Here is a 15,253-nt window from a genome sequence, read left to right as displayed (position 1 = left end):
TGTGTGCGGATTTTCGGCATGTTTTTCCGGAAGGCGCGGGCTGCACTGCGATTTAGGACGGGGCTGATCGTTGAGATAAGCGTTATCGGACCATGGGCAGGGTCGTCTTGCCGACAATATGACGAAACCTGCGTGGCGCCGCGACATCGTCGTGTCGTTGCGCATGCAACCTTGCCGCCGATGCGCGCGCCATGTGCGATGTGTCGCGCGTCGGCCGTGCATCCCGTGCGTTTCGCACGCCGTCTGTTTCCGCCATCGATGATGAAACCCTCCCTCCGCGTCGCCGTGCTGTTCGCATGGCTCGTACTCAGCCTGGCCGGCACGGCTTTCGTTACGTCGCGCTTCGTCGCCGACGCGCACGATCGCTTCTTCCAGAATTCGAGCATCGTGATTCGCCTGCTCGCGCAGAAGGCCGCGCAGCACGAAGCAATCCTCGCGACGCTTGGCGCCACCGCGTTGCCCGCGCCGCCGTCGAACATGCTCGACAGCCTGCGCGAGCGCATGCCGCAGCTCGACGCGCTCGCGCACTGGCAGCGCGGCGCCGGATGGCGCGGCACGGGCGGGCGGCTGCCCGTCGGCGCGCCTTCGCGCGACGGCGCCGCGACGGTCGCGCTGACGTTCGACGCGGACGGCGGATACTGGCTCGTCGGCGATACGGGATGGGCGGTGCTGATCGATCCGCGCCGATTGCTGCAGCCGGGCGACTGGCCCGATTCGTTGTCGTCGGCGACGCTGCATCTGCACGATCGCACGTTCGACCTGTTGCAGCGCGCCGCGCCCGCGACACCGTTCGGCTGGACGATGCGCGTGGAGAAGCGCCTGCCTGCGCAACCGCAGGCTTTCGTGCTGACGACCACGCGCACGTTGACCGTGGCCGATCTGCCGTGGCTGCCGATCGCGCTGTGGAACGCGGTGGCCGCGCTGCTCGTCGCGGGCGCGCTCGGCGCGTGGCGCTTGCGGGAAGCGCGGCGGCGCGAACATGCGCGCGAGCGGATCGACCGCTTCGGCCGCCTCGACACGCTCGGCGAGATGGCGGCCGGGATCGCGCACGAACTCAACCAGCCGCTGACCGCGATCGTCGCGCATACGCGCGCGGCCGAACGCATGCTCGACCTGCCGGCCGAACGCGACGGCGTGCGTCGCGCGCTGCAGTCGAGCGTCGCGCAGGCCAAGCGCGCGGCAGCGATCCTCGACCGGCTGCGCGGCGCGATGACGTCCGCCGGCGGCGGACGCGCCGACGCGATCGATCCCGATGCGGTGATGGACGCCGTGCTGTTCCTGCATCGCGACGAACTCGCGCGCGAAGGCATCGCGCTGCTGTGGCACAACGCGGCGCCGCGCGCCGCGCCGGTGGCCGAGCCGGTCGCGGTCGAACAGATCCTGCACAACCTGATCCGCAACGCGCGCGACGCGCTGGCCGGCATGCCGCTCGGCGAGATTCGCATCAGCGGCGGCCGTGCGGGCCGGCACTATCGCTTCAGCGTCGTCGACAACGGCCCCGGTGTGCCCGACGACGCGCTGCCGCACCTGTTCGAGCCGTTCTTCACGACGCGCGAAAACGGGCTCGGCCTCGGGCTGCCGCTGTGCGACACGCTCGCGCAGCGGCAGGACGGCTCGCTGATGATCCGGAACCGGCCGTCGGGCGGCGTCGAGGCGACGCTGCTGCTGCCGCTGGCAGAGGAGGCGGGCGCATGAACGGGACCAAAGCGATGCCGCACGACAGGCCGATCGTCGCGATCGTCGACGACGACGAACCCGTGCGCGACGGCCTCGCGCTGCTGCTGCGCACGGTCGGGCTGCCGACGCGTTGTTATGCGGATGCCCAGGCGTTTCTCGCCGACGCCGACGACCGCGCGCTCGGCTGCGTGCTGCTCGACCTGCGCATGCCGGGCATGAGCGGCCTCGAGGCGCTCGACCGGTTGAGCGCGCAGCGCGCACTGCCGGTGATCGTGCTGACGGGCCACGGCAATGTCGATGCGTGCCGGCGCGCGTTCAAGCGCGGCGCGAGCGATTTCCTGCGCAAGCCCGTCGACGACGACGAACTGATCGACGCCGTGCAGCAGGCGATCCGCCAGCACGAGCGCCGGCGCGACGGCGACGGAGCGGAACAGGCGCGCGCGGCGCGGGTCGCGACGCTGAGCGTGCGCGAGCGGGAGGTGCTCGACGGCATCGTGCGCGGCAGCAGCAACAAGGAAATCGCGCGCGTGCTCGGGTTGTCGCCGCGCACCGTGGAGACGTATCGCGCGAACGTGTTCGACAAGCTGCACGCGGCGTCGCTCGTCGAGCTCGTGCGCGACTATGCGGCGTTCGCACACGCGCCGACTCCGTAGCGCTACGGAGGCGCAACCCGTAGGCGAACGGGTTCAGCGAAAACGGCGGGCTCCCTACGATGACGGTTTCCACGCATCATCGAAAAGGAAGCATGTCATGCTCAAGCACTTCGCCCTCCCGTCGTCGCTCGCGTTGCTGTTCTCGGGCGCCGCGTTCGCCGATACGGCCGCACCCGAAACGAAGCGGCAGGACCTGAGCGACGCCGGTTACTACGCAACCGCGCGCGTGGTCGGCGCGTTCGACAACGCGACCAACATGGAGCTGACCAGCCCGCGCGTGACGAATCGCGTCGGCGGCCCCGACGGCAATTCGAGCGTGACGGGCGCGGTGGCGCTCGGCTACCAGTTCGGCAACGGCTGGCGCGCGGAAGGCGAATACACGTTCAAGCGCACGGACAACTTCGTCAGCTACTGGGCGCCGTTCGACGCGAACGCGAACGAGTTCCACGTGTCGGCGCAGCGCCTGATGCTGAACGGCTACAAGGATTTCGATCTCGGCCGCGGTTTCTCGGTGTACGGCACGCTCGGCGTGGGCGTGGCGATCGTGTCGGCCGACGGCTGGCAGACCAACGACACGCGCCGTTTCGCGTCGCGCACGCAGACCAACCTCGCGTATTCGGCCGGCGCGGGCGTCAGCTATGCGATCAACAAGCGTTTCTCGATCGATGTCGGGTATCGCTATGTCGACATGGGCAACGTCGAGTCGGGCTACAACACGTTCGCGAACCGCGTGCTCGCGCGCGACGAGCAGCTGAAGTCGAAGCTGTCGTCGAACGAAGTGTTCATCGGCTTGCGCGGTCGGTTCTAAGCGCTTTTCGATCGGATCGATGCGCGTCGTCGCCGGTTCGTGTTCGCGCATCCGGTGCGGCCGTTCGTTCGCCGGTAGGACCAGGCTGACCGCATCGACGCACCGATCCGGCCTGGTCCGATTTACGGCGCGCGGCACGAACGGCGATACTCGCCATCATCGATTCACTCTACGGGAGCGCGGGTCGTCACGGCGGACGTCGTGCAGTGCCGCGTCAACATCATCATGGGCATGCAGGACATCACCGGCGTTTTCGCGCTACCGCTCGCGCATCCATATTCCGACGTGCCGCCGCCGTATGGCCGGCGGCGCGCGCCGTTCGTCAGGAGCCGGCGGCCCCGGCCGAGCGTGTTCGATCTGCGCGTGACGCGCGAGCCGCTCGAGGCGCCGCGCGTCGCGGCGGTCCAGGCGGCGGATTTCGGCTCGGAGAATCGCGCGTGGGCGGCGTCGCGCGCCCGGCGCCGCCGCTTGCGGCCGACGCTGATGACGCTGCTCGTCGGCCTCGTGTTCGGCTCCGTTTGTGTCGCGGCGACGCATATCATCGACACACGCACGCGTGTGCCGTCACCGGACACGTTCTACGAGGCGGCGATCTCGATGATGCCCGAGGCGGGGGTCGCGGCGCCGGTCGCCGCCGTCATCGTGCCGGAAAGCATGCAGCCGGTAGCGAATCGACAGGAATCGTTCGTGATGCAGACGGATAGCGCCGCAGCGAAGGACCCGCAGGAGGCCGTCACGACCGTCGTGCCCGCCGATGCACCGAAGCCCGCGATGGCACCGCGCCGCAGGCAGGCGCGCATCGTTCCGGCCCGCGAGCCGGCGGCATCGACAGCATCGACGGCATCGGTTACGCCGGCCGCCGCGAATGCCGCCACGCCGAAGGTGCGTGCGGCGCGCCACGACGACGCGGCGCTTGCCGCGGCGGCGTCGTCCGGCTCGGCCGCGGCGGTCGGCATGACCGCCGCCGAGTTCACGCGCTGGCTTGCCGCGACGCGCGAACCCGCGCGCCAGAGCGCGCAGATCGCGCACCCGGCCGACACGGGCGTGGCCTTCACAGATCATCCGCGCCTGATCGAACCCTGACGGCCCGCGCGTCGAGCGAACGGCGCGCTATTGCGCGTCGGGCTCGCCATAGAGCGCCGCGACGAAATCGACGAACGCCCGCACCTTGGGCGGCACATGGCGGGATTTCGGATAGAGCGCGTAATAGCGGCGCGTCGCGAGCGTATAGCCGGGCAGCACGTGCACGAGCCGGCCATGCGCGATGTCGTTGCGCACCGTATGGCGTGTGAACGCGCCGATCCCGAGCCCGCCGACCACCGACGCATGCAGCGCGGTAATCGCATCGATCCTCAAGGTGCTGTCGAGTTTCACGGCCACCGCCGGCCCGCGCGCCGGCGCGAGCTGCCAGCATGCACCGTCTTCCCGCCCGCTGTAGCCGAGCAATTCGTGCTCGGCCAGATGCGCGGGCGTGCGCGGCAGGCCGCGGCGCGCGATGTAGTCCGGCGACGCGACGAGGATCTCGTCCGATATCGCGAGGGTGCGCGCCACGAGGTCGGAATCCGGCAGTTCGCCGCTGATGCGCAACGCGACGTCGAAGCCTTCCGCGAGCAGGTTGACCAGGCGGTCGCTGCATGACACGTCGAGGCGGATGTCGGGATAGCTGCGACGGAACGACGGCAGCCAGTCGGGCATCTCCAGCGTGCCGACGGAAAGCGGCATGCTGACGCGCAACCGGCCCGACGGCTTGCGCCGCTTGTCGGTCACGTCTTCCGCGGCGGATTCCACGCGTTCGAGGATATCGACGCAGGCCGCGTAATAGCGTTCGCCGGCAGGCGTGAGCGAGAAGTGCCGCGTGTTGCGGTTGACGAGCTGGACGCCGAGCTGCGCTTCGAGCAGCTTCAGCTGACGCGAGACGGTGGAGTGGGTCGTGTCGAGACGCGCGGCCGCGGCGGAAAATCCCTTCGTGTCGACCAGGCATCGATAGATGCGCATCGCGAGCAATTGATCCATGCTGAAACCGCGTCCGGATGGGCCGCGCCCGCGACGGCGGGCACGGCGGGGTTCGTGATCAGCGAACCAGCCTGACGATCCGGTCGGTCGTCATCACGTCGCCGAAGGTGTCCTCGATTTCCGCGAGCGCCGCGCGATGCAGCGTGTCCTTGTCGATCGACTGACCGTCGTCGCGGACGATGCCGCGCGTCGCGGAAGCGTCGGATGCTACCACGACCTTGTAGCCGAGCGGCACCGCGTCGCGCGCCGCGCCGGCAACGCATGCATGCGTCATCAGGCCCGCGATCACGAGCGTATCGATGCCATCGGCCTTCAGGCGCTTGTCGAGATCCGTGCTCGCGAACACGCTGACGGTCCGCTTCTGCAGCACGGTGTCCGTGGCGCGCGGCCTCATCTGCGGCACGAACTCGACGGTCTTGCCGCCGAGCGCGAACAGCGGCGAATCCGCGGGCGCGACGTGCTGGATCTGGAACACGCGGATGCCGTGCGCGTCCGCGAATTCGATCAGCCGCTGTGTATTGGCGATCGCACGCTGGATGTCGGGGATCGGCATCTTGCCGTTCAGATATTCGTTCTGGAAATCGATGACGACGAGCGCGGTCGATTTCGGCACGAGCTGGTCGATCGGCTTCGCACCGGCCATCGCGCGGATCGTCGGCGTGGCGGGAAACGCGGGTGCGGCGCTTGCGGCCGGCATCATCGCGGCGGCCGACGCGAACAGGGCGAAGCGCGCGAAGTTGCGGATCGAGAAGGTAAACATCGATGTGTCTCCAGGGAGTCAAAGGGTGATCGAACTGTACGTTCGATCGGCGACCATGGCGACATCGAGCCAGGCACAGTTCCTGTGTGTACGGTGCACAAGTCACGAACGCAGGACTATCTCGGCCCTGCGATAAAAGATACGGAAAGCGGTGCGAATTCAATAACAAGGGGCCCAGTCGCCTGGCCGCGAGTCGGTCAGGGGCGGCCCGGCCGAAGCGGTCGGCGAGCCGATGCTGAACGTGCAGATCCGTCGCCCCGGCGATTTGTCGCGAGTCGCGAACGGACCGCCGCGCGCGGATGTCTTGCCGGCCGGTATGACGTTTGCCGATCGAACTTACTACATCCTGCGCGGGTCGACGGCGTCTGCCGGACGATTTCGTGATCGGCCGCGTCCACCGGCCATCGCCGCACGGATCCCGTATCGTTTTCACGTACGGCAACGCGTGCGGCGATCAACCCGACCCCGGGGTTGCGCCGGAGTGACACAACCCCATCACTCCACCGTCACCGATTTCGCCAGGTTCCTCGGCTTATCGATATCCGCTCCGCGCAAACACGCCGCGTGATACGCAAGCAGCTGCAACGGCACCACATGCAGGATCGGCGACAACAGTCCGTAGTAATCCGGCATCCTCAACACCGACACGCCTTCGCTGTTGTCGATCCGCGTATCGGCATCGGCGAACACGTAAAGCTGCCCGCCGCGCGCCCTCACTTCCTGCATGTTCGACTTCAGCTTCTCGAGCAGCGCATCGTTCGGCGCGATCGTCGCGACGGGCATCGTATGGGTGACGAGCGCCAGCGGCCCGTGCTTCAGCTCGCCCGCGGGGTACGCTTCCGCGTGGATATACGAAATCTCCTTCAGCTTCAGCGCGCCTTCGAGCGCGATCGGGTAATGCAGCCCGCGCCCGAGAAACAGTGCATTTTCGTGCTGCGCGAATTCCGCCGCCCAGCGCTCGATCTGCGGCTCCAGCCTGAGCACGTCGTCGAGCGCATCGGGCAGTCGCCGCAACTGCATGGTGTAGCGTGCGAGCTGCGCATCGTCGACATAGCCGCGCAGCCGCCCGAGCGTCACGGCGAGGATGAACAGCGCGACGAGCTGCGTCGTGAACGCCTTGGTCGACGCGACGCCGATTTCCGGGCCGGCCCGCGTCAGGAACCGCAGGCCCGTCTGACGCATCATCGCGCTGGTCGGCACGTTGCAGATCGCCAGCGTGTCGATATGGCCGAGCGCCTGCGCGTACTTGAGCGCGGCAAGCGTGTCGGCGGTCTCGCCGGATTGCGACACGCTCACCACCAGCGTGTTCGGTGTGGCGAGCGCGTCGCTGTAACGGTATTCGCTCGCGATTTCGACCTGCGCGGGCACGCGCGCGATCGTTTCGAGCCAGCGGCGCGCGGTCAGGCCGGAATAGTGGCTCGTGCCGCACGCGAGAATCAGCACGTTGTCGATCTGCCCGAACGCCCGCGCGGCGTCAGGGCCGAATACGGCCGGATCGAACAGCCCCGCATCCGGGATGGTCGCGGCCACCGCCTGCGGCTGTTCGAAAATCTCCTTCTGCATGAAATGCCGGTACGGCCCGAGTTCGACCACGCCTTGCGCGGAGGAAACGGTTTGTATCGCGCGCTCGACCAGCGCGCCGCTGCGATCGAGTACCCGCACGCCGCCCGTCGTCAACTCGACGACGTCGCCTTCCTCGAGAAAGATGAAGCGGTCGGTGATGCCGGCGAGCGCGAGCGCGTCGGACGCGAGAAAGCACTCGCCGTCCTTCACGCCGACGACGAGCGGGGAGCCGGCCCGCGCGCCGATCAGCCGCTGCGGCTCGTGTTTGCTGAACACCGCGATCGCATAGGCGCCGTGAAGCTGCGACGTCGCATCGCGCACGGCGGCGAGCAGGTCGCCGCGATACTTGCTGTGGATCAGGTGAGCGACGACCTCGGTGTCGGTCTGGCCGTCGAACTCGTAGTGCTTGTCGGAAAGTTGCTTGCGCAACGTTTCGTGGTTCTCGATGATGCCGTTGTGTACGAGCGCGATTTCGTCGCGCGAGAAGATCGGATGCGCGTTGCAGGTTGCCGGTGCGCCATGCGTCGCCCAGCGGGTGTGCGCGATGCCGGTGCTGCCGGTCAGGCCGGTGCTGCGCACGTGCGCGTCGAGATCGGCGACGCGCGACATGCTGCGTTCGCGGCGCGCCTGGCCGTCGACGACCGTTGCGACGCCGCATGAATCGTAGCCGCGATATTCGAGGCGACGCAAACCTTCAATCAGAATCGGGACGATGTCCCGTTGCGCGACCGCGCCGACGATGCCACACATTAGACTTCTCCTTCCCTTTTGATCATCATGAACCGCGCACCCTTGCATCAGCGCGACGCGGTTGCCGTTGCCGCCGCCGTCGTGAATCCGCATCGAGCGGGTGTGACGGGCTCCGCCATCCGGCTTTCGAAGGCCAGATAAAGCGATTCCTCCAGTACGTTCCAGTGTGCGCCGTGACGGTATGGGCCCGATCGCGCATGCCAGCAGGCGACCGTGCTCCAGTCGTTCATCTTGAGCGCGACCAGCGCGATCAAGCCCCACGGATAATCGGTGCCGGCGAGTTGATGCCATGTCCTGCCGTACTTCTGCATCCATTGCGCATAGATCATCTCGTTGGATTGTTCGGGAACCTTGATATCGGACAGGAGCGGGAAAATCTGCGCGACTTTCGCCGGATAAAAACTCGTACCGCCGACTTGCTGCGTGCTGGCGCGAAAGCCGGATTGCGCGCCGCGCCAGAACACCTTCAGGATCGCCGACGCGAGCTGGTCGGCACGCTGGCTCCACGGGCCCGCGTGCATGTAGTCGGCGCGCCGTACGTAGTACGCCGCGAGCGCCCGGAACGCGCCGTGCACCTCGACGTTGTCCATCAGCAGCGCGACGTGCAGCGACGACGAGATCTGATAGATGCCGGCAGGCTTGTCGAGCAGGGTGTCCAGATGCGCGCCTGCGCGGCTCAGGCTGAGTTCCCATGCGGCGGGCATGCCGTCGGGCGGCGCGAAGCGGGCGAGCAGTTCGATCCAGGTCGCCATCATCGCGTCGTCGGCGTCCGCTTCAGCGCATGCGCTGTACTGGCCGTTCTGCACACAGTAGCGATCGAAGCCGCCGTCCAGACGCTGGCGCGGCAACAGCCAGGCGATCCATGCGAGTGCGGCCTGATGTGCGTCGAGTCGCGCATCGGACGCGGCGAGCAGCGCCTTCGCCGCGAAATAAGGATCGATGCCGGCACCGTTCAGGCGCACGGTGATCGCTCCGTCGGGGCGTTGGTACAGCCCGTTGAGCAGGAGCTCGGCGGCGCTCGCGTGCAGCGCGAAGCCGCACGCGGCGACACAGCAGGCGATGCGCCACAGGCGGCGCAGCCGGGCGGTGGCCACCGCGCATGCGCGTGCAGCCGGGAAAAGCGCGGGCCGGTTCATGATCGGGGGCTCCTGCGCGGTAGTCCTTCGCAATCGTCGCCGGATGCGGCGTTGGCCGCGTCGCGCCCGGCGAGCGTGTCGACGTTGTGGCTCAGTGCACCGTGGTGCCGGTGAACTTGAGGCTGGTGCCGCCATTCGCGCTCACGGGCCGGTTCGTCGCATGAGCGCTTGAAGGCGGCCCGCGGATCGCGCGGATGTCGACGGGAAACGACGGCGCGTTCGTCGCGCGGGGGCGGCTGTCTTTCGCCCCGGGCGGACGCGTCGCGTCCCGGCTTCGTTGCTTCGGCGCCTCCGTCTGTCCGCTGTCGTGCGAGTACTTCGGGACACACCTGTCCGGTATTAAGCAAGGCGTGAGCCATCGGCCGCGATGCACCGTGCAGCAAGGGGCGGGAGGGCGGGCTGAGAATGCGGACCGGGGGCGGCGGCGGGTTTTGATTCACCGACGAATCAGCTCATGCGCAATCGGTGCGATCGCACGCGGTCGACGTTGCGGCCCGCACGCGCCATGCGGCGGGCGATTTGTCTGCCGAACCGGTGCCACCTTGCGGGGGGCGGCTTTGCGAGGTCGGCGCATCACGCGCTATTCGCTGCATATGCATAGGTCGGGAGGCCGGGGCGATGCCCGCTACCGCGAGCGCAGGATGGACCGGACTCGGATGTAACCGCCGGTTCCGGATTTGCGTTACACATTCGCAACATTTCGCTCTCGCGGACTCATGCGGCGCAAACGACGCCGCATGTCGGGAAATCCTCCGTGCGCGACCGTGGCCGAGCGGTCGATTGCACGCCGCGCACTGCACGGACAAAGGTTGCGAAGCGAGGCGACGCAAAGCGTTTCGAAAGATGCGCGAGGTCCGGGGCGCAATGGGTGCTCGACATGAATTCGTTATTTATCGGACGACGTCGCCGGATGGATCGTGCGACCGACCGGATGTTTATCCATGCCGCGCTCGCCGGGCGATGCGACGCTCGTAGCAGTTGTGAAACATTCCGCACGCGCGGCATGTGCGCCGCGCGCGCCGAACGAACCGGACCCGGCCGCAGGGCGGTTGGTTTGATTATTGCTGTAGTGGTTGTGGCGTGACGAACAGACGTGACGCACGGCCCGGCGAGGAACGACTCATGACGTGACCGATCAAGTGCAACGGGACGCCGGTAGTACGACGATTCGCGTGGCGGAGACCGCGCGGACAGGATGGCGCGCTCGCCCGCGACACCGCTGCACCGCGTGCGCGGACGGGAGGCGCCGCCTGAATACATGCTTCGCGCCACGAGCAGGGTCATTCGGCGCGAGGCGGCTAAACGAGGATAACGATGAAAAAGATCTTGCTTGTGTTCGGGACTCGGCCGGAGGCCATCAAAATGGCGCCGCTGGTGCGCGCGCTGAAGGCGCAGACGGATGTCGACGTCAAGGTATGCGTGACCGCGCAGCATCGGGAAATGCTCGATCAGGTGCTGACGTTGTTCGACATCAAGCCAGACTACGATCTCGACCTGATGCGTCAAAGCCAGACGCTGACCGACGTGACGACCAGTATTCTTCAGGCGATCGGCTCGGTCTTCGACGAATTGCGCCCGGACGTCGTGCTGGTGCACGGCGATACGACGACCACACTCGCGGTCAGTCTCGCGGCGTTCTATCGCTACCTGCCGGTCGGGCACGTGGAGGCCGGTTTGCGCAGCGGCGACATCTGGTCGCCGTGGCCGGAGGAACTGAATCGCCGCGTGACCGATGCGGTATCGTCGTGGCATTTCGCGCCGACCGGGAAGGCGCGCGACAACCTGCTCAGCGAGGGCGTGCCGGGGGCCGCGGTCGTGCTGACCGGCAACACCGTGATCGATGCGTTGCACGAGGTCAAGCGCATGCTGGACCACAACGACGAGCTGACGGAAAAGGTTGCCGCGAGTTTTCCGTTCCTCGAACCGTCGCGTCGTGTCGTGCTGATCACCGGCCATCGCCGGGAGAGCTTCGGCGAGCCGTTCCGGCATTTCTGCGAGGCGTTGTGCGCGCTCGCGAACCGCTATCGCGATGCGCAGTTCGTCTATCCGCTGCATATGAATCCGAACGTGCGGGAGCCGGCGCGCGCGTTGCTTGGCGGCGTGCGGAACATTTACCTGATCGAGCCGCAGGAATATCTGTCGTTCGTATTCCTGATGTCGCGCGCGCATTTCATCATCACCGATTCGGGCGGCATTCAGGAGGAAGGGCCGGCGCTGGGCAAGCCGGTGCTTGTCACGCGCGACACGACCGAGCGGCCTGAAGCGATCCAGGCCGGCACCGCACGGCTCGTCGGCACCAATCAGGAGCGGATCGTCTGGGAGGCGTCGCGGCTGTTCGACAACGAAAGGGCATACGAGGAAATGTCGCGCGCGAGCAATCCGTATGGCGACGGGCATGCGAGCGAGCGGATCGTTCACGCGCTGATGCGTACGCCGGGGGCGACCGCGAAGACGACGAGTTTTTCGATGGGGGCCGCGGAAATGCCATATAACGCGCTCACGCTGGGGTTGCAGGCGTTGAGGTCGCGTTGAACGTGATCGCGCGGTTCGGGCGGTAGTGTCCGAACCGTTCGATGCGGTCGTGCGAAGGTCCGGTCCGGCCGGGAGGCCGGCCGGACCTTTGCATTTGTGCGATTTCGCGATCGACCATTTCCGGGTCCTCGGCCCGTTGATCGCGCCGGGCGGCGTGCGAGAACGAGAAAGAAACGCCTTCCGCCGCGCATCGGGACGCCGACACGCAAGCCGCCGGCAACATCGCCGACAGGCATGACCCATCGCAACCTCCCTTTCCAGGCTGAACCTCCTTCCCCCGATTGCCTAAAACTCTCGAATCGCCTCGATCCGACGGCAAATTCGAAATGGTTCGATAATGCGATCGGCGATCCATGCGGACGAGCGGTTGACCGGGATGTCATCGAAAGGTTGCGAAGGCAACCGGAAGACAGCGTCGTTTGCGGCATCGGCCCGAGCGTGTCTGCAGGCGACACGGTCCACGAAACGGCGCCACGCCTGCCTGGTTGTTCGGAATGTGCGCCGCGCCGTTCGAATCCCCACTCGATGCCTGCCGGACGCGGGCGTCGCAACCAGGAGGTGAACGATGATCACGCTGACCGTCAACGGTAGCGAACAGCATTTCGACGGCAATCCCGACATGCCGTTGCTGTGGTATCTGCGCGATGTCCTCGGCCACACCGGCACCAAGTTCGGCTGCGGCATGGCGCTGTGCGGCGCGTGCACGGTGCATCTCGACGGCGTCGCGATCCGTTCGTGCATCACGCCCGTCGCGGCCGCTTCCGGCAAACGCGTGACGACGATCGAGGGACTGTCGACGGACCTGACGCACCCACTGCAGCAGGCATGGCAGGAACTGAACGTCGCGCAATGCGGCTACTGCCAGTCCGGGCAGATCATGCAGGCCGCGTCGCTGTTGAAGACGAATCCGCATCCGAGCGACGCCGACATCGACGATGCGATGTCCGGCAACATCTGCCGCTGCGGCACCTATACGCGCATCCGCGCGGCAATCCGGCTGGCCGTGCGCCGCGGAGGTGCCGCATGAGCGCGCCCGAACTCTCCGTCCACAACGAAAGCCGCCGCGCGCTGCTGCTCGGCTTCGCATCCGGCGGGCTGCTGCTCGCGTTCGGCGTGCCGTCGCTCGCGCGCGCGGCCGCGCCGGTGCAGCCGCCCGTCAGCGCGAATCCGCAGTACGGTGGCGCCGGGATGCCGCACGGGTTGCGCGACGATCCGCACCTGTTCGTTGCGATCGCACCGGACGGCACCGTCACCGTGACCTGCATCCGCTCCGAGATGGGGCAGGGCGTGCGCACGAGCGTCGCGCTCGTGGTGGCCGATGAACTCGGTGCGGACTGGGCGCGCGTGAAGGTCGCACAGGCAGTCGGCGACGAGCCGCGCTACGGCAACCAGAACACCGACGGCTCGCGCAGCCTGCGGCAGAGCTTCGCCGCGCTGCGCCGCGCGGGCGCGGCCGCGCGCACGATGCTCGAGCAGGCTGCCGCGACGGCGTGGGGCGTCGACGCGCGCCAGGTCAAGGCGACGGTGCACGAGGTCGTCGATACGAAGAGCGGGCGCAAGCTCGGCTTCGGCGAGCTCGCGGCGAAAGCGGCCGCGCTGCCGGTGCCGGATCCCGCCACCGTGATGCTGAAGGCGCCGGCCGAATTCCGCTATATCGGCAAGGGCAAAACCGCATTGATCGACGGCCGCGACATCGTCGGCGGCCGTGCGCACTACGGGATCGACACGCGGCTCGACGGCATGCTGTATGCGGTCGTCGCGCGACCGCCGGCCTATGGCGACACGGTGGCGTCGTTCGACGCATCGGCCGCCGAGAAGCTGCCGGGCGTCGTCAAGGTCGTGCAGCTCGCGTCGACGGCGCTGCCGTCCGGCTTCCAGCCGCTCGGTGGCGTAGCCGTCGTCGCGCGCGACACGTGGACGGCCATCCAGGCGCGTGCGCAATTGAAGATCGACTGGAAGCACGGGCCCAACACGAACTACGACTCGGCCGCGTATCGCAAGACGCTCGAAGCGGCCGCCGCGCAGCCGGGCGACGTGATCCGCAACGACGGCGACGCGGCCACGGCGCTCGCCGGTGCCGCGAAACGCGTGCGCGCGACGTACTACATCCCGCATCTCGCACACGCGACGATGGAGCCGCCCGCGGCCGTCGCACGAGTGGCGGACGGCCGCTGCGAAGTATGGACCTGCACGCAGGCGCCGCAGACCACGCGCGACGAGATCGCGAAGGCGCTCGGGCTGCCGGCGGAGCACGTGACGGTCAACGTGACGCTGCTCGGCGGCGGTTTCGGCCGCAAGTCGAAACCGGACTACGTGGTGGAGGCGGCATTGCTGTCGAAGGCGGTCGGCGCGCCGGTCAAGCTGACGTTCACGCGCGAGGACGACATCGCGCACGACTATTTCCACGCGGTGTCGCTCGAAGCGTTCGACGGCGGGATCGATGCGTCGGGGAAGGTGGTCGCGTGGCAGCATCGCACGGTCGCGCCGTCGATCCAGTCGACGTTCAGGGCCGGCGTCGTGCACGAGCAGCCGGGCGAGCTCGCGCAAGGGATCGCGGATCTGCCGTTCGCGATTCCGAACGTGCGGATCGAGAATCCGGCCGCGCAAGCGCACACGCGGATCGGCTGGTTCCGCTCGGTCTACAACATTCCGCATGCGTTCGGAGTCCAGAGCTTCGTGTCGGAGCTTGCACACGCGGCCGGCCGCGACCCGAAGGATTTCCTGCTCGAGCTGATCGGGCCCGCACGGCGTTTCGAGCCGCACATCACGGTGAAGAACGTGAACTACGGCGAGGACCCCGCGCTGTATCCGGTCGACACCGGGCGGCTGCGGCGCGTGGTCGAGACGGTCGCGCGCGAAGCCGGCTGGGGACGCAAGCTGCCGAAGGGGCACGGGCTCGGGATCGCCGCGCATCGCAGCTTCGTGTCGTACACGGCCGCGGTGTGTGAGGTGCAGGTCGGCGCGGACGGCAAGCTCTCGGTGCCGCGCGTCGACATCGCGATCGACTGCGGGCCGCAGGTCAATCCGGAGCGCGTGCGCTCGCAGCTCGAGGGGGCGGTGGTGATGGGGCTCGGCATCGCGCTGCACGGCGAGATCACGTTCAAGGACGGGCATCCTGAACAGAGCAACTTCAACGGCTTCCAGGTGCTGAGAATGAACGAGGCGCCGCGCGAAATCCGCGTGCATCTCGTCGCGCCGGACGACTTCGCGACGCCGCTCGGCGGCGTCGGCGAGCCGGGCCTGCCGCCCGTCGCGCCGGCGCTGACCAACGCGATTTTCGCGGCGACCGGCACGCGCATCCGCAGCCTGCCCATTGCGGATCAGCTTGTGAAGCAAAAGGCGGGCTGATGAACCGGTGCGC

11 protein-coding genes are annotated in these 15,253 nt (G+C 67.6%); 7 read left to right on the top strand and 4 right to left on the bottom strand.

Annotation, left to right across the window (positions count from 1 at the left end; translation table 11 throughout):
• The first annotated feature begins 261 nt into the window (after positions 1 to 261).
• The 4 genes from BT264_RS00265 (at position 262) to BT264_RS00250 (ending at position 4,221) form a co-directional block, all read left to right on the top strand.
• Positions 262 to 1,695, top strand: a complete 1,434-nt coding sequence (locus tag BT264_RS00265) for a sensor histidine kinase (RefSeq protein ID WP_072436406.1) — start codon at positions 262 to 264, stop codon at positions 1,693 to 1,695.
• Positions 1,692 to 2,330 (top strand): response regulator transcription factor, encoded by a 639-nt coding sequence (locus BT264_RS00260; RefSeq protein WP_072435819.1) that lies wholly within the window; start codon positions 1,692 to 1,694, stop codon positions 2,328 to 2,330. The genes BT264_RS00265 and BT264_RS00260 overlap by 4 nt, the downstream gene beginning before the upstream one ends.
• A 97-nt stretch (positions 2,331 to 2,427) precedes the next feature.
• Complete coding sequence (locus BT264_RS00255; protein WP_072435817.1) at positions 2,428 to 3,138, top strand: outer membrane protein; 711 nt, start codon at positions 2,428 to 2,430, stop codon at positions 3,136 to 3,138.
• 201 nt (positions 3,139 to 3,339) lie between these two features.
• Positions 3,340 to 4,221 carry a hypothetical protein gene (locus BT264_RS00250; RefSeq protein ID WP_177318327.1) on the top strand — a complete coding sequence of 294 codons (882 nt, stop codon included), beginning with the start codon at positions 3,340 to 3,342 and terminating at the stop codon, positions 4,219 to 4,221.
• Between the two features lie 27 nt (positions 4,222 to 4,248).
• Here BT264_RS00250 and BT264_RS00245 read toward each other — a convergent pair whose 3' ends face one another.
• The 4 genes from BT264_RS00245 to BT264_RS00230 all read right to left on the bottom strand — a co-directional run bounded on the left by BT264_RS00245 (position 4,249) and on the right by BT264_RS00230 (position 9,360).
• Positions 4,249 to 5,151 (bottom strand): LysR family transcriptional regulator, encoded by a 903-nt coding sequence (locus BT264_RS00245; RefSeq protein ID WP_072435815.1) that lies wholly within the window; start codon positions 5,149 to 5,151, stop codon positions 4,249 to 4,251.
• 58 nt (positions 5,152 to 5,209) lie between these two features.
• The gene (locus BT264_RS00240) at positions 5,210 to 5,911 is read right to left on the bottom strand and encodes a cysteine hydrolase family protein (RefSeq protein WP_083533866.1); all 702 of its coding nucleotides are present in this window, start codon (positions 5,909 to 5,911) and stop codon (positions 5,210 to 5,212) included.
• 495 nt (positions 5,912 to 6,406) lie between these two features.
• Positions 6,407 to 8,224, bottom strand: coding sequence for a glutamine--fructose-6-phosphate transaminase (isomerizing) (gene glmS / locus BT264_RS00235; RefSeq protein ID WP_072435814.1), 1,818 nt, complete (start codon positions 8,222 to 8,224; stop codon positions 6,407 to 6,409).
• A 47-nt stretch (positions 8,225 to 8,271) separates the two neighbouring features.
• Complete coding sequence (locus tag BT264_RS00230; protein ID WP_072435812.1) at positions 8,272 to 9,360, bottom strand: hypothetical protein; 1,089 nt, start codon at positions 9,358 to 9,360, stop codon at positions 8,272 to 8,274.
• A 1,314-nt stretch (positions 9,361 to 10,674) separates the two neighbouring features.
• On the opposite strand from BT264_RS00230, the gene wecB reads away from it, so the two are divergent.
• The 3 genes from wecB to BT264_RS00215 all read left to right on the top strand — a co-directional run bounded on the left by wecB (position 10,675) and on the right by BT264_RS00215 (position 15,240).
• Entirely contained in the window at positions 10,675 to 11,892 is a 1,218-nt protein-coding gene (gene wecB / locus BT264_RS00225) for a non-hydrolyzing UDP-N-acetylglucosamine 2-epimerase (RefSeq protein WP_072435811.1), read from the top strand.
• Between the two features lie 565 nt (positions 11,893 to 12,457).
• Positions 12,458 to 12,919 carry a (2Fe-2S)-binding protein gene (locus tag BT264_RS00220; protein ID WP_059573824.1) on the top strand — a complete coding sequence of 154 codons (462 nt, stop codon included), beginning with the start codon at positions 12,458 to 12,460 and terminating at the stop codon, positions 12,917 to 12,919.
• Positions 12,916 to 15,240 (top strand): xanthine dehydrogenase family protein molybdopterin-binding subunit, encoded by a 2,325-nt coding sequence (locus BT264_RS00215; RefSeq protein ID WP_072435810.1) that lies wholly within the window; start codon positions 12,916 to 12,918, stop codon positions 15,238 to 15,240. The genes BT264_RS00220 and BT264_RS00215 overlap by 4 nt, the downstream gene beginning before the upstream one ends.
• Positions 15,241 to 15,253 lie beyond the last annotated feature (13 nt).

It is taken from the genome of Burkholderia sp. NFPP32 (genome assembly GCF_900119325.1).
GTDB lineage: Bacteria > Pseudomonadota > Gammaproteobacteria > Burkholderiales > Burkholderiaceae > Burkholderia > Burkholderia pyrrocinia_C.
Note: the sequence above shows the minus strand (reverse complement) of the source record. Positions and strands in the feature narration are given on the sequence as shown.